Consider the following 18882-nt stretch of genomic DNA (forward strand, 5'->3'; position numbering starts at 1 on the left):
TCGTGGTGGACAAACTCGCCAACACACTGCGGCTGACCGCTGTCGATGAAAGAGCCTCCAAGGCAGGTCTCTACAAGGGCATGGCTCTGACCGATGCGCGCGCGCAATTTGAGCACCTGGATATCGCCTTTGCTTCGCCCCGCAAGGATGCAGCGCTTCTGGATAGCATTGCCGACTGGTGCGATCGCTATACTCCCCTTGTCGCGATTGATGAGCCGCATGGCATCATTCTCGACATGACCGGCTGTATCCATCTTTTTGGTGATGAAATTTCTCTTTTAAAGGATATGCACAAGCGGCTTCATCAGCGTGGCATGATTGTTCGCAGCGCGCTTGCTACCAGCGCGGCAGCAGCAAGAGCACTCGCCCGTTATTCGCCAGGCGGCATTTTCAGCGAGAATGATCAAGAGCCTGGATTATTCGCCTTGCCGCTTCACAGCCTCGAGATTGAGGAAAGTCATCTGGCAGGACTCAAACGCGCGGGCTTGCGAAGTGTGGGTGATGTGGTGATTCTACCGCGTGCTGCTCTCACTGCTCGCTTCGGCGCACGACTGGTGAATCGTCTCGATGCACTGTTCGGCAGGGCCAGCGAACCAATCTCCCCCCGTCGTATCGTACCGTTTTGTATGGTTGAGCGGCGTCTGGCAGAACCGCTTATCGTCATGGATGCCGTCGAACAGATACTTCTTTCCTTGAGCGAGGAACTCTTCCGGTGTCTGCAGCAGCGAGTCGAAGGAGCACGCGAGGTCGAAGCAAGTTTCTTCCGCGCCGACGGTAACGTGCGCCGTATCAGCATTCAGACCGGACGTCCCATAACCGGGACGAAGACCCTCCTGCGATTGCTGAAGGAGCGACTCTCCACACTCAGCGATCCGCTCGATGCCGGTTATGGTTTTGACATTCTCCGGCTTGCCGCAGTTCGGACCGAGCGAAGTCAAGCCATTCAAAAAAGTCTCGACAACCGGGCGCAGGAAACAGAAGAAATCAACACCCTTGTCGACCGGCTATCCATACGGCTTGGCAACGCCCGTGTTCTTCGCGCTGTTCCTGCCGACACGCACATTCCCGAACGCGCCGTTTCGCTTGAACCCGCTGTAAAGGCAAAACAGAACTCACCGCTCGAATGGGTGGCGGATCATCACTTGGCAAACCCACCGGAGCGTCCCATCAGGCTATTTGAGCCACCCGAGCGGATCGATGCAATCTTTGAACTCCCCGACGCGGCACCAGCGCAGTTTGTCTGGCGCCGGGTTCGGCACACCATCGTTCTTGCCGAAGGGCCGGAGCGTATAGCGCCAGAATGGTGGCGCGAACATGCGGGCGCACTGACTAGGGATTATTACCGGCTGGAGGACAGTTCCGGGAAACGCTTCTGGGTGTTCCGTGAAGGATTGCATGAGCGGGGCAACCCAAACCCGCGTTGGTATCTGCATGGGCTTTTTGCGTGATTGCGATGCCGGATTACACTGAACTTGCTGTCACCAGTAATTTTTCCTTTCTTGAAGGCGCATCCCAGCCGCAAGAACTGGTGCAAACGGCTGCCCTTCTTGGTCTCAGCGGTATCGGCATCGCTGATCGCAACACTCTTGCAGGCGTTGTGCGGGCCTATACGGCGCATAAGGAGCTCAATGAAAGAGCCGGAATAAGGTTGAATCTCTTCATTGGGTGCAGGCTTGTCTTTATTGACGATACGCCAGACCTGCTGGTCTATCCGCGCGACCGCGCTGCCTATGGCCAGCTGTGCCGTCTTTTGAGCGAAGGGAAGACGCGTGCCGCCATCAAGGGCGAATGTCATCTAATATTCGAGGATTTCCTGTTTCGTGCCAAAGATTTTCAGATTGCAGTTATGGCACCTGCCAATGCAGATAAAAATCTTGCTTCGTTCCTCAAGAAACTTTCTCTCGCAGCACCGGGAGCTGTCTGGCTTGGCCTCGCCATGCCGCATAGGGGGGCAGACAGGCGCCACGGCGAACGATTGGCCCGCCTTGCTGCAGGTGCCAATGTTCCTCTCCTTGCCCTCAATGATGTGCTCTATCATACGCCGGCCCGACGGCCGCTTCAGGATGTGCTGACCTGCATCCGCGAGCACGTCACTATCGATACGGCCGGGCGCAGGCTGGAAAAGAATGCGGAACGGCATTTGAAATCACCCGATGAAATGGGGCGTCTCTTCAGGCATTTTCCCGCCGCAGTTCTGGAAACGGCGCGTTTCGTTGAGCCGATCCATTTTTCTCTCGACCAGCTGAAATATGACTATCCAGATGAGCCGGTGCCTCCCGGAAAGACGCCCCAACAGCATCTGATTGATGAGACATGGAAAGGTGCTGCAAAACGCTACCCGGAAGGCATCCCGGATAAGGTCGGCGAACTTCTAAAAAAAGAACTCGCACTGATCGAAACGCTGCAATATGCACCATATTTCCTTACGGTCTATGACATTGTTATCTTTGCCCGCTCGCAGAATATCCTGTGCCAGGGGCGAGGTTCGTCAGCCAACTCCGCTGTCTGCTATTGCCTCGGGATTACCGCTGTTGATCCCAGCAAAAGCAACCTGCTTTTTGAGCGCTTTCTCTCCGCTGAGCGCAAGGAACCACCTGATATCGATGTCGATTTCGAGCACGAACGGCGCGAAGAGGTGATGCAATGGGTCTATAGGCGCTATGGGCGTGAGCGTGCAGCCATTGTGGCTACTGTTATCAGCTACCGTCCCCGGAGCGCTATCCGCGATGTGGGCAAGGCTTTGGGACTGACCGAGGATGTCACTGCTGCACTTGCCAATACAGTCTGGGGCAGTTGGGGAACGACTGTAGAAAAGCAGGAGGTGCGTCAGGCAGGGCTGGATCCCGAGAATGTCATGATACGACGTGCCGTCAGACTGGCGACCGAATTGATAGGCTTTCCCCGGCATTTGTCCCAGCATGTCGGCGGTTTTGTCCTGACCCAGCAGCGGCTCGACGAAACCGTTCCCATAGGTCCGGCAGCAATGGCAGATCGGTCCTTCATCGAATGGGACAAGGATGACATCGACGCACTTCGCATCATGAAGGTGGATGTTCTGGCGCTCGGCATGCTGACCTGCATCCGCAAAGCCTTTGATCTCATCCACTTCCACGGAGGTGAACGCTACGAACTGGCGACAGTCAAACAGGATGACCCGCGAGTTTACGACATGCTTTGCAAGGCAGATTCTCTTGGGGTGTTTCAAGTGGAAAGCCGGGCTCAAATGAATATGTTGCCCCGTCTGAGGCCAAGGGAATTCTACGATCTGGTGATCGAGGTCGCCATTGTGCGTCCTGGCCCGATTCAGGGCGATATGGTCCATCCCTATTTGAGGCGGCGATCCGGCAAGGAGCCGGTCCATTATCCTTCACCCTCCCCTGAACATGGCGACAAGGATGAATTGAAAAATGTCCTCGGGCGAACACTGGGCGTGCCGCTGTTTCAGGAACAGGCCATGCGCATCGCCATTGATGCCGCTCGTTTCACGCCCGATGAAGCCAATCAGTTGCGACGAGCCATGGCTACTTTCCGTCGTGTTGGCACGATCAATCAGATGGAGCAAAAAATGGTGGAGGGGATGGTTCGCCGGGGGTATGAGCGGAGCTTTGCCGAGAATTGTTTCAACCAGATCAAGGGCTTCGGCGAGTATGGGTTCCCTGAAAGCCATGCGGCAAGCTTCGCCATCCTTGTCTACATTTCTTCCTGGATCAAATGCCACCATCCGGCGGCCTTCGCGGCGGCATTGCTGAATTCGCAGCCCATGGGTTTCTACGCTCCGGCGCAGATCATTCGTGATGCACGAGAACATGGTGTCGAGGTGCGGCCCGTAGACATCAATTTCAGCGAATGGGACAACACACTGGAACGCGTCCATCCTGCAAAGCTTGCTTTACGTCTCGGTTTTCGTCAGGTCGAGGGGTTTTCAAAAGTCTGGGCAGAGGAAATTTGTGCCAGACGTGATCGCCCTTATACCGCTATTGAAGAATTGCGCCGCCTGACAAGGCTTGGAAGGCGAGCCTTTGTCCTTCTCGCGGATTCCGATGCGTTCCAATCGCTCGATATCGGCCGCCGCGAAGCACTTTGGGCGGTTCGGCGTTTTCCCGACAATGAAACCCTTCCGCTTTTCCAGGTTGCGGAAACCAATGAACTGGCAAAGGAAGCCGAGACCAGATTGCCGCAGATGAAAATGTCCGAGCACGTGGTGGCCGACTATGAATCGACACGCCTTTCACTCAAGGGCCATCCCATGCAGTTCCTTCGCAAGATGTTGATCGCGGAAAATGTATCCACCTGCAGGCAGGCAAACAGCTTGGGGAATAACCGGCGGGTAAAGCTTGCCGGCGTGATCACGGTTCGTCAGAGACCTGGTAGTGCCAAGGGCGTCGTCTTCATGACTATCGAAGACGAAACAGGCATCGCCAACATAGTGGTCTGGTCAAAGCTGCTGGAAAGATATCGAAAGGAAGTCATGGGATCACGCCTGATCCTGATCGAAGGTACGGTTCAAAGCGCCGAAAATGTCGTGCACATCGTGGCCAGAAAGCTTGTTGACCGCACAGGTGATCTTTCCCGACTGTCAGAACAGCATCCCACTTTGCCGTTAGCTCGCAGCGACGAAGTCGCTCATCCCGTTGCGGATGAGCCGAGAGGCACTCATCCTCGCAAGGTGCGTATTCTACCGAAATCACGGGATTTTCATTGAAGTCTCAAGCCTGCTTGCTCTCCTTGGCCAGCGCCGCTCTGTCAATCGCTGTGATCATGCAGATTTCGAGATCGCCCAGACCGTCTTTGATTTCGGATATCGAAATACCTGCTGCTTCCGCATCTGCTGCACACTTCGCAGCCAGTTGTTTTGGCCGCCGGTCATGATGTGCCATATCCGCCGGACGGCTGGCGTCCACATGGGTAGAGATCCAATTGTTGACGAAGTCGATCGCTCTTTGGCTCATATTTTCCTCCTTGGCCTAGCCAATCTCTCCCGGACGAAACTATCGGAAGCGAAGAAGGTTGCGAAAATCGCCTGATCAGACAGCCTCTCTGGCCCAAACCTTGAAATTCGTCAGAAGATTTGGACCAAATATATTTGTCAGAGGCACGTCCGCCGCGTCGCGCCCATGCGCAACCTTGATCCGGCCTATACGCGGCTGGTTGTTGCGTGGATCGAAGGTGTGCCATTGACCACCGAGATAAACCTCCATCCATGCGCAAAAGTCCATTTCCGCGTGCGGCAAGGGTATGCCGATATCGGTAATATATCCAGTACAATAGCGTGTTGGGATATTCAGGCATCGGCAAAAAGCCACCGCGAGATGGGTGAAATCGCGGCATACGCCACGCCCTTCGAAATATCCCGACGATGCGGTGCGCGTTGGATTGGAATGTTCGTAGCCAAAGACGATATGGTTGTGCACGAAGTCGCATACTGCCTGGACACGCTGCCAACCTTCGGGAACATTGCCGAACAATCGCCATGCTTCCTCGCTCAGCAAATCGGTTTCGCAATAGCGGCTGCCCATGAGGTAAACGAGAGTTTCGTGGGGCAAGTCCTGCACACGGTGCTGAACAGCCTCCAGCGCGACAGGATCGGGTAGACCACTGTCAACCACAACCGCATTTGTCGAACAGGTGAAGATACCAGGCGCAGCGAGAATGCGATTGCACCAATTCCCAAACTGGTCATGATATCCGTCGACGCTGGAGCCAAATGTGGCGTGGAATATTTCAACACCCTCCAAATCCGCAAACCGTGAATGATGCACGTTCAAAATGGCAACCAGAGGTGTCTCCTGCGCAAACTCGAAAGTCAGTTCACACCCCACATTGATCCTCATAGATCGTTCCTTCTTGAAACTGAAAAAGTGAGCACGACAGACTATTGGACAAAAAGCAACCGGTCCGAGACGGACCGGTTAAGTTTGGACAGTGTCAAAGGGATCAGGCCCTATCGACAACCTTTTTCACAGCATCCTTGGCCTTGCCTTTGGCCTGCTGTGCTTCACCTTTGATTTCCTGCATTTTGCCTTTGGCCTGCATGTTCTTCGAACCGGTCATTTTACCTGCGGCCTGCTTGATGGTACCGGCAGCCTTATTTGCGGCGCCGGAAACTTTGTCACTTGTACTTCCCATGGGCTAAACTCCTCGAATGCTTCGATGGTACCCGGTCTAAACGACCCTCACGACCTTTGGTTCCACCAAGCCAGTCTCTCGCATCATGTTGAAATAACATAGTTTTTAGCAAAAAAAATTCAAAGCGACCCGGTACCCACGGGGGAACAGGCACCGGGTCTTGTATGCCGATCAACGCTCGATCAGCCTCAGGGAAACGTGACAGACTCCGCTTGGTTCCGCCAAAAAAGAATGCTCATCCAACATGCAGAAATCGATGATGCTCCTATTCGCAGATCTGCCCGACCGCAGTCTCGATCGATGTGGAAAAATGGCAGTTGCGGGTTGATCCGACGATCTTTTCACCATCTACTTTTTCACCATCTTCCGACCAGAAACCAACGATGATCTTGATACGCCCGTTGCGCCGTCTGAGGCGCCGCACCAGATAGCGGGCATGGGCCACGGAGGATGTATTGAGATAGCTCACATAGATCGCACTGACGCCAGTAAGATCGAGTTTGCCGATATTGACCGCTTCAAGCTCATCATGGGTAATATCGCGGACATCAACATCCCGGCGCTCAAGAATGTCGCCGACGACAACCGCCGCAGCATCGTCGAGGTCACCGCGCCCTCCAGCTGAAATAACGGCTTTCGGTTCTTCTGCTTTGCGCTTGCTGCTCTCGGCTGCACTCTTTTTGACTTTTTCTTCAGGGTCGCCTTCTTCTTCGTCCTCAATATCGCGATGATCGGACAGGTTCTCGACCAGCAGGATCATGCTTTGCGCGACGCGGCGAAGGCGCGGTGTATCGAGCACGCCTCTTCCCCTGTCATATTCGGCCAAAGACAGCGCTGGAATGGCAACAGAGGCGTAATAGTCCAAGACTGTTGATGATTGCAGGTATTCCTCCGCTTTCTCAGTCGCTTCATCCGGATCACCTGACAAGAGCCGTTGATACAGCTGTTGGGGCGGCAGCAATACCGGTTCGTTGCCGAGCAAAACATCCAGAAACTCGAACTTTGGCACATGCCGCCCAAGGACAACGAGACAGACTGTCAGCGGCGTTGAAAGAATGAGGCCAATAGGTCCCCAAATCCAGGTCCAGACGATCGCAGCCATCAATATGGCCACGGGTGAAAGGCCAGTCTTTGAGCCGTAAAGCAGCGGTTCCATGATGTTGTTGCTGATCAGTTCTAGAACGATGAAAAGCGCCACGGTCCAGAGCAGAAGCATCCAGCCGGGATCGACCGCAAGCGATAAGACCACTGGGAAAAATGCTGCGATAATCGGTCCAATGTAGGGCACGAAGCGCAGCACGATCGCCAGCATGCCCCACAGCATGGGGTTGGGTATGCCAATGAACCAAAGTCCAATCCCGATCGGCACGCCGAAGCTGATATTGATGATCAGTTGCATCAGGAGATACTGACCGACGCGTTTTCCCGCATCGTGCAGCGCTGTCGTGGTGCGGTGTATATCGCTTGCCCCAACCAGCCTGATGAAACGGTCGCGCAAATCTTCCCGCCGCATCAACATGAAGATGACGACGACTATGACGATGCCGATCGTCGCCAGTGGCTGGATCAGTGGTCCCGCGAATGTCTGCAGGATGCTCAGCGGATCGGGTGGCGGAGACCGAATCTCGACAGGGACGGGCTTGTTCGGGTCCTGCTCGCGCAGGGGAGGCGCTGGCTTCCTTTGCGATTCAACATTCTGTGGAGGTTGTCGCTGCGGGTTCGGGTCCTTGCTAGCGCCGTCATCGATGTTGAATCGCTCGACCTCATCGGAGCGGCCGATCTCCTCGCTAAGCCGCTTGAACATGCGCGCGCCCCGGTCGAAAATGCTGTTCCCGGATTGGGCGTCCTTGATGGTGCGGATCTTCGTCTCGATGTTGTATTGATAGCTCGGCAGATTCTGCGCCAGCACGGTAAGCTGGCTGATCACGATACTGACAAAAATGAAAATAACCAGGAACGCCATCACAACCACGCTGATAACGGCCACACCTTTCGGCACGCCGGAGCGATGGAGCCGGGTGACCAACGGTGAAAGGGCGAAAGTTAGCAGCAGAGCCAGGGCCAGGGGTACGAAGACCTCCCGCGCAAAATAGAGCGCCGTGACAATCGCAATTGCCACGACGACTGGGGGGAACTGGGTACCACTGCTCGCATCCGCCGCAGGCTGCGGATAGACTGAGGACTTCTGGGTTACCCGCTCGACAGCACGCGGCAGCTTCCCTCCGACATTCTCAGAAGGCATGAAAATCCCCCGCTATGAAACCCATGGAAATCCATCTCCGTTGAAACCCGCGACAGGAACGAAGTCGGCTCAGTTTGGTTGCATGGGGTCGGCATGTCCGTGTTGTGCCTGGCAGGCGTCCCGGCGCACTGCTGGAACCAAATTTCATTTCGCGTGTTTCGCCACAGTGGATTTTCTCACGAGAGGGAGGAAATAATGCCCATTACAACAATACTGATCATTATTCTCATTCTGGCGTTGATCGGTACTTTCCCGACTTGGCCGCATGCCAGAAATTGGGGCTACGGTCCTTCTGGTCTGCTCGGCGTCGTACTGGTGATCTTTCTGATACTGCTGCTGATGGGTCGTATCTGATAAGTGTTTCTACAAACCCGACAACTTTCGGGATCGATGTGAAAAAGGAGTTTTCTAAGATGATGCGTGGTGTTTTGCTTTGGCTCATCGGTTTGCCGCTTCCGATTATTCTTATTCTGTGGCTGCTCGGCTATCTGTCTTGAGGGTCGTGCCCAAACCTGCAGCGCCGGCCTCTAGCCGGCGTCTGAATAAAATCGTCCGATCGCAAACTTGCGACTGCCTGCATTGCATGGAACAAATGGTCGGAATCCGCGTTTCGCAACCGTATATCCCTGTTTTATCAAGGAGTTCTTCCCATGGCCACTGTCTCTTCGAAAGTTCGCAAGGCAGTCGATGATGCGACTGACAATAACCCTGATTTGCAAGCGCAAGTTGCTGCATTGAAGGAAGACATTGCGAATATTGCAGCGACCCTCGCCAAAATCGGCAAGAATTCCGCGAAGGACGCAACGCGCAGTGCGGCAAGTTCCTATGAAGCGGCAAAAGTACGGGGCGAAGAAACCTTCGAAGACATCCGCTCGCAGGCGCGTGAGCTTGAAGACCAGCTAGTGGAGACCGTTCGAGAAAATCCATTGACCACGCTGGCGGTCGCTGCCGGGGTTGGTTTTCTCCTGGCCCTGATCGCCCGTCGCTGACATGCTGAAACTATTGACCCCCCTTCTTACCAGCCTGGCGGCCGGCGAAGTTGGCTTGGCTGTCAGCCGGGCCAAACGCAGCGCGATTTTCATGACCGCGATTGCCATTTTGGCAGCGATCGGCACGATTTTTTTGCTGCTCGCGGCTTACATCGTTCTTGCTGAGCGATACGGAGAAATGCACTCGGCTCTCATTCTGGCGGGCTGTGCATTTGGATTGGCAATTACCATCTATATCATCATGAAGATTTCTGACGCCGCTGCCCGGAAGCGTCAGCGTGAACGCGCAAAAATCGACACCTCGGCACTTCTGACCATAGCCGCTTTGGCGGCGGCGCCTGCGGTACTGCGTTCAAGGGGTCTGCTCATGCTGGCAGTACCGGTCATCGCGTTTAGTGGCCTTTCCCTGCTGACAAAAAAGAAAAAGCGCCGCCCGGTGGATGACTCGTCATCGGGCGACGGTATTTGAGGTGTCCCCTATCGGCATGGAGATCAACGCTTCCAGGCCGGTTTCAGGATAGCTCAATCTAACGCTGCTCGACAGCACCTTGTCCAGACTGCGCTCGATCAATCGTTCGCCGAGCCCCCGGGCATCCGGCGGCAGCACCTTGGGTCCATTGGCCTCGATCCAGTGGATAACGACGCGCGACGCGTTGAGACCAGCTTCCACCTGCCAGGACACGCGCACGCGGCCACCGGCAACGGAAAGTGCGCCATGCCGCGCCGCATTCGTAGCGAGTTCATGCAATGCAATGCCGAGCCCCAGAGCGTGATCCGGCGGCAGCACCATATCTTCTCCAGTAAGCTCGATTTGCTTCGGATCATGGATGGCATAAGGCTCTACCTGTCTGGCGATCAGGTCGATCAGACTGATCCCGCTCCATTCCCGATCAGAAAGCAGAGTGTGAGCCTCAGAGATGGCGCGTAAACGCCCCGAGAACGCCTCCATGAACTCGGCCGGATCTGACGAGCGGTTCAGCGTCTGCCTGGCCAGCGACTGCAACATTGCCAGTGTGTTTTTGACCCGGTGATTTAGCTCCCGCAAAAGGAGGCGGGTCTTTTCCGCCGCATTCTTTGTTTCGGTGATATCTATGTTCACACCGACGGCCACGATCGGCTTTCCCGCGGCATCCCGCTCGAAAATGCGCCCGCGACCAAGCAGCCATTGGCCGGACGAAGCAGCGCGGAATTCCCCCACATAGTCCTGATTTTGCACAAGAGCCCGAGTGAACGCGGATTTCATCGCCGGAAAATCGTCGGGATGCATTGCCCGGAACACATCTTCGCCGTTGACCGGATGGTCTGGACTTAAGCCGAGCATGGTATAGGCCATGCGGTTGCCTGTGAATTTGCCGGTTCGCAAATCCCAGACCCAACTGCCGACATTGCCAACCTCTAGAGCCATGGCGCCTTGGTCTTCGTCACGGTGCAGCGTCGCGATCGAATTTGCTCCGAGGCGAGCATCGCGTTTGAGCTCAATCAGAGCCGCCGCGAGACTTGCGAGCTGCAAAAGCTGGCTCTGATCTGCTTGGCCGAATTCGGTCCTCGGTTCGTTAGACATCACGCTCAAGGTGCCGACGCACATGTCTGAAACGTAAATCGGCGCCACAGCAACGAACCGCAGGTTCGGGGTGTGGGCAACAGCATCGATTTCAGCAAAGCGCACGTCTTCGCCGGCGTTTAGGACCACCAGACAATTCTTCTCAGGGCCGGCAAGTGCGCTCGCTTCGATGACCCATATGTTCAACGCGCCAGATTCCCCGGCATGAGACAGGATCTGGCTGCGTCGCTCGTCCACCAACGAGATTTGTGCAATCTGACTGCCCGACATCGAAAGTGCGAGTTTTGCCAGATTGTCCAGGTCGCGGTCCCCTTGAACGTCAAGCAATTTCAGGGTCGAAAGAACGTCATGGCGAGACGGCTCCGCTAGAAATACCAAGGCACCTTGGGGAATATCGTTCGATCTCATGACCACCTGACGTCTCTTCGTGAGCCGTCCTTACTCCGACCGTTTACATGTCTTCGGTCATCAACGCGACCACTTGTGCATTGTTCCTTGCCGGGAACATTTAATCGCCAGCCACGTTTCCCCTCTGCGATAGATGGAGAACGATGACATGCTCGAAGCAAACGACATTCTTGCCGATTCCGGGCTGAGCAGAGCGGAGAAGATTGCCAAACTGGAAGAACTGTTGAGCGAAGCGCGTGGCTTGCAGCGGGCAGCGACAGAGGGCGGCATGGATCCGGATGATGGCGTGACGAGAAACCTGCGCGATATTGAATTGGCGCTCGACCGATTGAACGCCGAGCATTCCACATCCGGCGCAGCAACACTCTGAAATCATCCTTCGGCATCTTGTTCCAATGATTGCTGCGGCTTTACCTCAGACAAGGAGGGGAAATCGACTGTCACGATTGTACCGCCTTCGCCATTGGCAGCGTACTTAACCGAACCACCAAACTGATGGCAAAGCTGATTGACGATCACCGTTCCCAGGCCTGCGCCGCTAGGTTTGCGCGGTTTCTTTTGAAGCCCAACTCCGGTGTCGGCGATCTTGAGCTTCAGTACTCCATTTTCTCCCGGCGCCAGGTTTATATGGATTTGCCCTGATCTTTTGCCGGGAAAAGCGTGTTTAATGGCATTCATCGTCAGCTCGCCAATGATGATGCCGAGTGTTGTCGCGTCACGAGAGCTGAGTTCTATCGGCGCCAGATCCGACTGGATGTCAATCTTGCGGTCATGCGCATTGGATTCCTTGATATCGGCGATGACGTCCGGCAAATATTCGTCTGTCCGGACGGTCTCGTGATCCTTTCCCAGCCGAAGCCGCCTGTGGGCGGAGGATATCATCTGGATCCGATCACGGGCAGCTCCTAGCGCCGCCCGGGTTTCTTCCGAGGAGCCGTCCCGCATCTGAATGCCGAGCAGAGAAGAAACCGTGGCCAGTGAATTTCCAATGCGGTGATCCGAATCCTGCAATAATGTTTCGACACGCTCTCTTTCCCTTGTCGCGACAAGCATCGCCTTTTCCAGTTCCGACGTGCGGTCCCGCACCATCTCCTCGAGTACCGACTTTTCCGACAGAAGGACGGATTGACCCTCCGCGAGCCTGCGCACATAGCGCCTGGTGCGGCTCGCAAGAATGTAAGCGAGAATGAGCGCACCCCCGAGAGAGGAGACCGATGCTATCGTGAGCCAGCTTCTCATACTGTTCATAGCGATGTTTCGGTCGACCAGCCGGCGATCCTCTTCGCCGAGAAAACTGTTCACGGTCTTATTGATTTCATCCAGCTGACCGATACCAAATGTGGGTCCGAGAGAGGCCAGCGCATCAGCACGCTTACCGCTGAGGGCAAGCGCAATCGCCGCTTCGACCGCTGCCTGTTTTTCCTTTGCCAGATCATGAATTCGGGTTGCCATGGCCTGTTGCCGGGCATTGCCCTTCGTCATTTCCCCTAGAGTATTGAGACTCTCGGTGAGCCTTGCCGTTGCGTTTTTATAGAGATCGAGGAAGCCCGTATCTTGGGTCAGTAGAAATCCACGTTGATTGCTATGGGCTTCGTTCAAAAGGGCAAGTGAACTATACGCCTGCTCGCGCACCCGGTAAGTCGCGATGACATCATCAATCTGGTTGTTGAAACTGCGCGCCAAAATGATCGTCGAAGCGGCCGATCCAATAATCAGGCCAAGCGAAAGGATGATCGCCAGGCCCCGCAACGGCCGTTGCGAGAGGTTCATTTGAATTCTCTGCCACCACAGCAAATCATCATTCTCCATCTTGCCAAGAAAATCTCCTTCAATTGCATCCTTTAACTGCCCGCAAGCTGGGTTCAGGACCGGAAACGGTTACGCCTCTACTCGCATCTTCTTGCCGTTTCAGGCGCCATGGTTGTTCCTGTGAACAGGTCCTGCCCTCAGATATATGGTCGGGGCGTAGCAGGCAAACCCTGCCATTTCGACATTTCCAGAAGCACATTTTCATCAAGAACTTCACACCCGCGGTCAAGCCAGCGCAGGGCGCCGCGGACGGAAAGCTTCTTCAGTGTCTTGTTGGTGTGGACGATGGACAGGCCGAGTGTATCAGCAACATGTTGTTGTTTAAGCGGTATTATCAACTTGTTGGTCTTGACCATCCCTACCGATTTGGCGCGCTGGAAAAGGAAAGCGAACAGATAGGCCGCTCGCTCCATTGCAGTGCGCCTGCCCACGCTCAACAGTATTTCATCCAGCATCTGCTCCTCGCGTGAGGCAATCCAGGTTATGTCATAGGCGAGATTGGGAAAGCTGCGGAATAGATTTGGCAGCTTGTCGCGTTGGAACACACAAAGGATCATCGGTGACAGCGCCTCAATTGAATGCGCCATCTCCTTCATAATGGATCCCTGCAGACCGATCAGGTCCCCCGGCAAAACGTAGTTCAGGATTTGCCGGCGGCCGTCTTCCAGCGTCTTGTAGCGAAAGCCCCAACCGGAGAGCACCGTAAACAGATGCGCACTGTTGGCGCCTTCCACAAGAACTGTGGTTCCGGCGTCCGCAACGAGTTCCCCCGTTTTGAACTCGGAAAGGAAAGACACTTCTTCCTTTTCATGCGGCTGCAGGTGCGGAAAGCCCTGTAGCGGACATTTAGCACAGGGATACTGCCGTGCCGCCGATGCTGTCGTGGGTTTCATTGGGCCGCTCAGTTCTGGATCACAGCGCACGCTATCATGTCGCCTGTGATTTGCCGTAAGTTTCTTTGCAATTGGTATGTCTTAGTTAAATGACACGTCCTGGTCGGTCTGCGCATAAAAACTTTTTAAGGAGCAGATGACATGGGATTGATCGGCATGCGGCTTCTGGTTCTGGAGGATGAATATCTGATAGGGTTGGAACTCGAGCGCATAGCGGAAGAATGCGGCGCACGTTCCGTTCATCTGGTATCGGCCGTTGACGAGTTGCTTGGCTGGATTGACAGCGATGCCGTGTGTGACATTGCCATCCTTGAGGTCCAGGCCCGCGGCCTGTCGTCGCTGGAGGCAGCCTTCCTGTTGCAGCAAAGCGGAATCCCGATTGTCTTTACCACGGCCTATGACCAGCAACTATCCGGAATTACCGGCTTTCCCGGCGTTCCAGTCGTCGAAAAGCCTTACGGGAAAACCCAGATCCTGCAGGCGGTCCGCTTGGCACTCGGCGCCAATCAATTTGCGCCCAAGCAAAATGGCCCCTCAGGCGAACTTGTTTGATGTTACCTGCGTGGCAATCGAATCTGGACCATAGTCCACTTCCCCCTCGACTTCGAGCAGTTCCTGCAATCGCGTCCGCGCACGGCTAACACGACTCTTGATGGTTCCGACAGCGCACGAGCAAATTTCGGCAGCCTCTTCGTAGGAAAAGCCCGAGGCTCCGACGAGAATAATCGCTTCACGCTGGTCATCAGGGAGCTTTTCAAGCGCTTTGCGAAAATCTTGCAGGTCAAGGGAGCCATATTGCGCGGGATGGACAGATAGTTGTTCGGTGAAAATGCCATCTGAATCCTGGACCTCGCGTCCGCGCTTGCGCATTTGGCTATAGAATTCATTCCTAAGGATCGTGAATAGCCATGCCTTGATATTGGTGCCAGGTTCAAATGAATCCTGCTTTGCCCATGCCTTCATGATCGTGTCCTGCACGAGATCATCGGCTCTGTCGGGGTTACCAATCAGCGAGACGGCAAATGCCCTGAGCTTGGGCAGCGACGCGATCAGGTCTCTTTTGAAATCAGTCGATTCATGTACCATTCAGCGGCCTGTTTATTTGGACATATGCGCATGGTTGCGTTCAGCCTCATCGAGCTTTTCAAGTAGATCCAGAAAACGAGCCGGGATTTCCTCCTCCTGTACCGATGCATAGAGAGCACGCAATTTCAGACCAATTTCTGTCTCAGCGTTTTTGATATCGCGGCGACGGACCCGCGCCTTTTCAGGCGCGTCAGAGGGATTGTTTTTTGCGTTCATTATAAAATCTTTGCTGGTGGTTCGTCGCGGCGTTGGTCATAAGGCACATTAATGAGCACAATACTTGATCCAACGAAAAGTTCCGTTGCGGGGAACTTTTTTTTTACGAATGTGTTTCTGGTCGTAACTCATTTATTATTGGCTCCAATACCTACCTTCAATGACCACCGGAGAACAGGGAACCCCTCATAATGTCATTATCCACCCGGATAGCCCCGCATCTACCCTACCTTCGCCGTTTTGCCCGCGCCATTACCGGTTCTCAATCTTCCGGCGATGCTTATGTGGCGGCAACACTGGAAATCCTCATAGCCGATGTCTCACTATTCCCTGAAACGCCATCGGATCGGGTCAGCCTTTACAAGCTGCTGATCAAACATTTCAACTCAGTCAATGTTCGCCCGCTGGAATTGCAGTCGGAGTATGGCTGGGAAAAACATGCGGCCGCGAACCTGACCGTCATCGCGCCGAAAGCCCGTCAGGCTTTTTTGCTGGTCAGCCTCGAAGGTTTCAGCCAAGCCGAAACGATGGAGATTCTCGAAGTCACGGAAACTGAGCTATATGCGCTGCTCGATGAGGCATCGGTCGGAATTTCCAAACAGATTGCTACCGATATTCTGATCATTGAGGACGAACCTCTGATCGCGATGGACATCGAGCATATGGTTGAGAGCCTCGGCCATCGCGTTGTCGGCATTGCGCGCACCCGCGACGAGGCATTGAGCCTCTATTCTGCGACCCGTCCGAGTATGATCCTGGCTGATATTCAGTTGGCCGACGGAAGCTCCGGTATTGATGCGGTGAACAATATTCTTAGTCTGGATGCGGTCCCCGTGATCTTCATCACGGCGTTCCCCGAGCGGTTGCTGACGGGCGAGCGGCCGGAACCAACGTTTCTCGTGACGAAGCCCTTCAATCCAGACATGGTGAAGGCTCTTATCACACAGGCTTTGTTCTTCAAGGAGAGCAGCAAGGCAAAAGTATGAAACAATAACATTCATGCATCTTCTTCGTTAGCCCGGGAACCAAACCGCGTTACATCCGTTTCGAATCCGACAAGACAGGGAGATGATAAATGCTTTATTACGCTGTAATTTTTCTGATCATTGCACTCGTCGCAGGTGCGTTGGGATTTGGCGGTATTGCCGGGGCGTCCGCAGGTATCGCTCAGATCATATTCTACGTGTTCTTGGCGCTGTTGCTGATATCTCTCATTGCCAGCATCATACGACGCGCATAACCGCACCCCACAAGATCCAAACCGCCGGCCCCACGCCGGCGGTTTTCCTTTGAGCGGTGCAGTTGGGATTGCGGCCCGTGATGCTTTCGTTGTAGGTCACACGTACAACGACAAACCTGGGGCCCAAGGTGTTCTGGCGAAACTTCAGCATTACCTCACTTGATGGCCCGATGATCAATTGGACCGGCCTTGCCCGAAGGGTACCGGCCGCAATTGTCATCTATTGCACGATCCTTATTATCCTGCGCCTGTGGCTTTCGCGATTCATGGAAATCGACGAAGCGCAATTCGTCGGCGAAGTCGGGTTGGCCTGGAACTACGGAAACTCTCATCCACCGCTCTATAACTGGCTGGTTCGGACGGCGCTGGAACTGACCCGGTGGAATTGGGTTTTGGCCGTAGCGCTTGTCCGGATTTCTTTGCTTGGTCTTTATCATTGGCTCTGTTTTGACACGGCCCGGCGGCTGGCCGGCGATCGTGCCGGTATTCTGGCCTTGGCGGCATCCGCATTCCTGCCGCAAATTGTCTGGATGTCGATTCAAACCACGGCGCACACAATCCTGGTCATTGCCGCCTCGATTGGCGTCATTCATGCTTTTTCGCTTCTGCGTTCTGGCCGGGATAAAAGCGCTTTTGTCTGGCTTGGCGTCTGGGCCGCAACCGGCGCGTTGGCGAAATACAACTTCTTCATTTTTCTCATTAGTTTCCTTGTTGCGGCGGCAATCACTCCAGCTATTCGCCGCCAGTTATTCCGGCGGCAATTGTGGATTTCGATTTTCATCTTTGCGGCCGCCTTCGCCCCAGTCCTGATTGCCTCCCTTAACGCCCCGTTGGCAGCAACCGCTGGCAGGATGGTCAAGCTCAGTCACCCGATTGGCTATCTGCAATCCTTCGATCTCCCCCATCTTGGAATTGATGGGCTTGTCAGCCTTATGATCTCGACCTTCCTGTGGGCAGGATTCGCCGTCATCACCTTTCTTATTGGCCGTACACGTGACCATCCGCGCCCCGAGCCCGATGGCGACGCCGACGTACGCAAACTTCTGCTTCGTACCGTACTTATCGGGCTTGCGGCCTTTGCAACACTTGTAGTGGCCGCAGACTACCATTCGGTTGCCGAACGTTACATGGCGCCTATCCTGGCGCCCACGGCGATCCTGCTGGCGCTATACCTGCCGCAGGTGCTCGGCGCACGCAACCTGCTCGCGATTGCCGGCAGCCTTTATGTCCTGGCGCCCATCGCGATGACAGGCATCGCGCTTTTTGGCACTGAACGGTTCAACTTTCCCTTCGATGCTGTTGCCCAGGCCATTCACGCCCAGAATCCCGCGCCTGCGCGGATTGTTTCGAATCGCGCCGACGATGCGGGCAACGTCGCCGTACTCCTTCATTGGCCGCCGGAACGGGATGGGAAAGCCGGGGACATCGTGCTTGTTTGGCAGGGTGACGATGCAACCGCTGAGAATATCCGCGCGCATCTGCCCGAAGATGCGAAGCCAATCGGATCAGTTACGCGCGTCACCGCCCCAATAAGGAATTACAGCGGCAAGCTGAGAACCTTCAATTTCCAGCGCTATTCATCTCAACTACCGATACCGGATCAGAGTGACGGCGGATAAGCCAGAAGACACCGACTGTATCCAGAAACGCAACTGCCGCCCGGTCGAAGAAACCGTATTTGGACACACCTGCCAGGCGTGGGCGATCTTCAACACTTACTTCAATGACCTGCAGCCCGGCCCGCCGTAACAGCGCGGGCAGAAAACGGTGCATGTTGTCGAAATAGGGCAAATTCTTTGCAGCCTCGGACGGCAGAACTTTGAACCCGCACGCCGTATCCCTGCAATCATCGTTCAGCATGCGCTTGCGTATGAAATTGGCAAATTTCGACGTAAGCAGTTTGACAAAGCCGTCATTGCGCCGCTTCCTTACACCTGCAAAAAGGACAGATTGTGAGCTGTGTATGCGCGGCCACAGTCGCGCAATGTCCGTGGGATCATTTTGTCCGTCGCCGTCCAGCGTGGCTATCCATTGTCCTTTTGCGGCCTGAAACCCGGTCACAAGCGCCCGTGATTTACCGGTGCGTTTCGCGTGGCGCAGCACACGGATATGATTGCCAGCCCTCAACGCCTCCTCGGCCGATCCATCAATCGAACCATCGTCGACGACGATGATTTCATAGGCTGGTCCGGATATCAGCGCTGAATTGATTTCCTCAACCAGCCTGCCAATATTTCCGGATTCATTGTGGACGGGAATTACAATTGTCAGATCGGTCATGTTGAAACCATTGTGAACCGGTGAATCATTTG

20 protein-coding genes are annotated in these 18882 nt (G+C 54.8%); 10 read left to right on the forward strand and 10 right to left on the reverse strand.

Translation table 11 applies throughout. The features are described 5' to 3' along the window. The first annotated feature begins 2 nt into the window (after nt 1–2). Nucleotides 3–1448: a Y-family DNA polymerase gene (locus tag CU103_RS00700; RefSeq protein ID WP_106662008.1), complete on the forward strand. Its 1446-nt coding sequence runs from the start codon at nt 3–5 to the stop codon at nt 1446–1448. Between the two features lie 5 nt (nt 1449–1453). Further along, complete coding sequence (locus tag CU103_RS00705; protein WP_106662586.1) at nt 1454–4702, forward strand: error-prone DNA polymerase; 3249 nt, start codon at nt 1454–1456, stop codon at nt 4700–4702. Between the two features lie 4 nt (nt 4703–4706). Here CU103_RS00705 and CU103_RS00710 read toward each other — a convergent pair whose 3' ends face one another. From CU103_RS00710 to CU103_RS00725, 4 genes are all read right to left on the reverse strand, one after another. Then, nucleotides 4707–4949: a DUF768 domain-containing protein gene (locus CU103_RS00710; RefSeq protein WP_106662009.1), complete on the reverse strand. Its 243-nt coding sequence runs from the start codon at nt 4947–4949 to the stop codon at nt 4707–4709. Between the two features lie 75 nt (nt 4950–5024). Then, a complete protein-coding gene (locus tag CU103_RS00715; RefSeq protein ID WP_106662010.1) occupies nt 5025–5831 on the reverse strand; it encodes a transglutaminase-like domain-containing protein in 807 nt (268 codons plus the stop codon). A gap of 103 nt (nt 5832–5934) precedes the next feature. Next, nucleotides 5935–6126 (reverse strand): CsbD family protein, encoded by a 192-nt coding sequence (locus CU103_RS00720; protein ID WP_106662011.1) that lies wholly within the window; start codon nt 6124–6126, stop codon nt 5935–5937. A 265-nt stretch (nt 6127–6391) separates the two neighbouring features. Then, nucleotides 6392–8368 (reverse strand): AI-2E family transporter, encoded by a 1977-nt coding sequence (locus tag CU103_RS00725; protein ID WP_106662012.1) that lies wholly within the window; start codon nt 8366–8368, stop codon nt 6392–6394. A 195-nt stretch (nt 8369–8563) separates the two neighbouring features. Here CU103_RS00725 and CU103_RS00730 point away from each other — a divergent pair, with 195 nt between their 5' ends. The 3 genes from CU103_RS00730 to CU103_RS00740 all read left to right on the forward strand — a co-directional run bounded on the left by CU103_RS00730 (nt 8564) and on the right by CU103_RS00740 (nt 9826). Then, on the forward strand, nt 8564–8722 hold the full coding sequence (locus tag CU103_RS00730) for a DUF3309 family protein (RefSeq protein WP_106662013.1): 159 nt from the start codon (nt 8564–8566) through the stop codon (nt 8720–8722). Nucleotides 8723–9018: 296 nt separating this feature from the next. Continuing rightward, nucleotides 9019–9357 (forward strand): ElaB/YgaM/YqjD family protein, encoded by a 339-nt coding sequence (locus CU103_RS00735; protein ID WP_106662014.1) that lies wholly within the window; start codon nt 9019–9021, stop codon nt 9355–9357. Nucleotides 9358–9448: 91 nt separating this feature from the next. Further along, nucleotides 9449–9826, forward strand: coding sequence for a hypothetical protein (locus CU103_RS00740; protein WP_146147738.1), 378 nt, complete (start codon nt 9449–9451; stop codon nt 9824–9826). On the opposite strand, the gene CU103_RS00745 is transcribed toward CU103_RS00740, so the two are convergent. Beyond that, complete coding sequence (locus CU103_RS00745) at nt 9806–11326, reverse strand: sensor histidine kinase (RefSeq protein ID WP_106662016.1); 1521 nt, start codon at nt 11324–11326, stop codon at nt 9806–9808. The two genes, CU103_RS00740 and CU103_RS00745, sit on opposite strands and share 21 nt — an antisense overlap. A 148-nt stretch (nt 11327–11474) precedes the next feature. Here CU103_RS00745 and CU103_RS00750 point away from each other — a divergent pair, with 148 nt between their 5' ends. Beyond that, on the forward strand, nt 11475–11696 hold the full coding sequence (locus CU103_RS00750) for a hypothetical protein (protein ID WP_106662587.1): 222 nt from the start codon (nt 11475–11477) through the stop codon (nt 11694–11696). A gap of 2 nt (nt 11697–11698) precedes the next feature. On the opposite strand, the gene CU103_RS00755 is transcribed toward CU103_RS00750, so the two are convergent. Then, entirely contained in the window at nt 11699–13096 is a 1398-nt protein-coding gene (locus CU103_RS00755; RefSeq protein WP_162707259.1) for a sensor histidine kinase, read from the reverse strand. Nucleotides 13097–13272: 176 nt separating this feature from the next. Further along, the gene (locus CU103_RS00760; protein ID WP_106662018.1) at nt 13273–14028 is read right to left on the reverse strand and encodes a Crp/Fnr family transcriptional regulator; all 756 of its coding nucleotides are present in this window, start codon (nt 14026–14028) and stop codon (nt 13273–13275) included. A gap of 141 nt (nt 14029–14169) precedes the next feature. On the opposite strand from CU103_RS00760, the gene CU103_RS00765 reads away from it, so the two are divergent. Further along, nucleotides 14170–14580 carry a response regulator gene (locus CU103_RS00765; protein WP_106662019.1) on the forward strand — a complete coding sequence of 137 codons (411 nt, stop codon included), beginning with the start codon at nt 14170–14172 and terminating at the stop codon, nt 14578–14580. On the opposite strand, the gene CU103_RS00770 is transcribed toward CU103_RS00765, so the two are convergent. After that, entirely contained in the window at nt 14563–15114 is a 552-nt protein-coding gene (locus tag CU103_RS00770; RefSeq protein ID WP_106662020.1) for an RNA polymerase sigma factor, read from the reverse strand. The two genes, CU103_RS00765 and CU103_RS00770, sit on opposite strands and share 18 nt — an antisense overlap. 12 nt (nt 15115–15126) lie before the next feature. Further along, the gene (locus CU103_RS00775) at nt 15127–15330 is read right to left on the reverse strand and encodes a NepR family anti-sigma factor (RefSeq protein WP_106662021.1); all 204 of its coding nucleotides are present in this window, start codon (nt 15328–15330) and stop codon (nt 15127–15129) included. Nucleotides 15331–15521: 191 nt separating this feature from the next. Here CU103_RS00775 and CU103_RS00780 point away from each other — a divergent pair, with 191 nt between their 5' ends. The 3 genes from CU103_RS00780 (at nt 15522) to CU103_RS00790 (ending at nt 18189) form a co-directional block, all read left to right on the forward strand. Beyond that, nucleotides 15522–16316 (forward strand): response regulator, encoded by a 795-nt coding sequence (locus CU103_RS00780; RefSeq protein ID WP_106662022.1) that lies wholly within the window; start codon nt 15522–15524, stop codon nt 16314–16316. 89 nt (nt 16317–16405) lie between these two features. Beyond that, the gene (locus CU103_RS00785) at nt 16406–16570 is read left to right on the forward strand and encodes a DUF1328 domain-containing protein (protein WP_027231091.1); all 165 of its coding nucleotides are present in this window, start codon (nt 16406–16408) and stop codon (nt 16568–16570) included. Nucleotides 16571–16698: 128 nt separating this feature from the next. Then, the gene (locus CU103_RS00790) at nt 16699–18189 is read left to right on the forward strand and encodes an ArnT family glycosyltransferase (RefSeq protein WP_146147739.1); all 1491 of its coding nucleotides are present in this window, start codon (nt 16699–16701) and stop codon (nt 18187–18189) included. Here the strand turns inward: CU103_RS00790 and CU103_RS00795 are convergent. Next, nucleotides 18131–18850 (reverse strand): glycosyltransferase family 2 protein, encoded by a 720-nt coding sequence (locus CU103_RS00795; RefSeq protein ID WP_106662024.1) that lies wholly within the window; start codon nt 18848–18850, stop codon nt 18131–18133. The genes CU103_RS00790 and CU103_RS00795 overlap by 59 nt on opposite strands. Between the last annotated feature and the right edge of the window lie 32 nt (nt 18851–18882).

This window comes from Phyllobacterium sophorae, from assembly GCF_003010965.1.
GTDB classification, from domain to species: Bacteria; Pseudomonadota; Alphaproteobacteria; order Rhizobiales; family Rhizobiaceae; genus Phyllobacterium; species Phyllobacterium sophorae.

What these genes read in the sequence shown, in the direction of transcription:
- CU103_RS00730 (WP_106662013.1), top strand. Translation starts at nt 8,564, where the DNA reads ATGCCCATTACAACAATACTGATCATTATTCTCATTCTGGCGTTGATC.
- CU103_RS00725 (WP_106662012.1), bottom strand. Translation starts at nt 8,368, where the DNA reads ATGCCTTCTGAGAATGTCGGAGGGAAGCTGCCGCGTGCTGTCGAGCGG.
- CU103_RS00750 (WP_106662587.1), top strand. Translation starts at nt 11,475, where the DNA reads ATGCTCGAAGCAAACGACATTCTTGCCGATTCCGGGCTGAGCAGAGCG.
- CU103_RS00745 (WP_106662016.1), bottom strand. Translation starts at nt 11,326, where the DNA reads ATGAGATCGAACGATATTCCCCAAGGTGCCTTGGTATTTCTAGCGGAG.
- CU103_RS00720 (WP_106662011.1), bottom strand. Translation starts at nt 6,126, where the DNA reads ATGGGAAGTACAAGTGACAAAGTTTCCGGCGCCGCAAATAAGGCTGCC.
- CU103_RS00765 (WP_106662019.1), top strand. Translation starts at nt 14,170, where the DNA reads ATGGGATTGATCGGCATGCGGCTTCTGGTTCTGGAGGATGAATATCTG.
- CU103_RS00705 (WP_106662586.1), top strand. Translation starts at nt 1,454, where the DNA reads ATGCCGGATTACACTGAACTTGCTGTCACCAGTAATTTTTCCTTTCTT.
- CU103_RS00770 (WP_106662020.1), bottom strand. Translation starts at nt 15,114, where the DNA reads ATGGTACATGAATCGACTGATTTCAAAAGAGACCTGATCGCGTCGCTG.
- CU103_RS00795 (WP_106662024.1), bottom strand. Translation starts at nt 18,850, where the DNA reads ATGACCGATCTGACAATTGTAATTCCCGTCCACAATGAATCCGGAAAT.
- CU103_RS00715 (WP_106662010.1), bottom strand. Translation starts at nt 5,831, where the DNA reads ATGAGGATCAATGTGGGGTGTGAACTGACTTTCGAGTTTGCGCAGGAG.
- CU103_RS00785 (WP_027231091.1), top strand. Translation starts at nt 16,406, where the DNA reads ATGCTTTATTACGCTGTAATTTTTCTGATCATTGCACTCGTCGCAGGT.
- CU103_RS00740 (WP_146147738.1), top strand. Translation starts at nt 9,449, where the DNA reads ATGACCGCGATTGCCATTTTGGCAGCGATCGGCACGATTTTTTTGCTG.
- CU103_RS00780 (WP_106662022.1), top strand. Translation starts at nt 15,522, where the DNA reads ATGTCATTATCCACCCGGATAGCCCCGCATCTACCCTACCTTCGCCGT.
- CU103_RS00775 (WP_106662021.1), bottom strand. Translation starts at nt 15,330, where the DNA reads ATGAACGCAAAAAACAATCCCTCTGACGCGCCTGAAAAGGCGCGGGTC.
- CU103_RS00735 (WP_106662014.1), top strand. Translation starts at nt 9,019, where the DNA reads ATGGCCACTGTCTCTTCGAAAGTTCGCAAGGCAGTCGATGATGCGACT.
- CU103_RS00755 (WP_162707259.1), bottom strand. Translation starts at nt 13,096, where the DNA reads ATGAACCTCTCGCAACGGCCGTTGCGGGGCCTGGCGATCATCCTTTCG.
- CU103_RS00710 (WP_106662009.1), bottom strand. Translation starts at nt 4,949, where the DNA reads ATGAGCCAAAGAGCGATCGACTTCGTCAACAATTGGATCTCTACCCAT.
- CU103_RS00760 (WP_106662018.1), bottom strand. Translation starts at nt 14,028, where the DNA reads ATGAAACCCACGACAGCATCGGCGGCACGGCAGTATCCCTGTGCTAAA.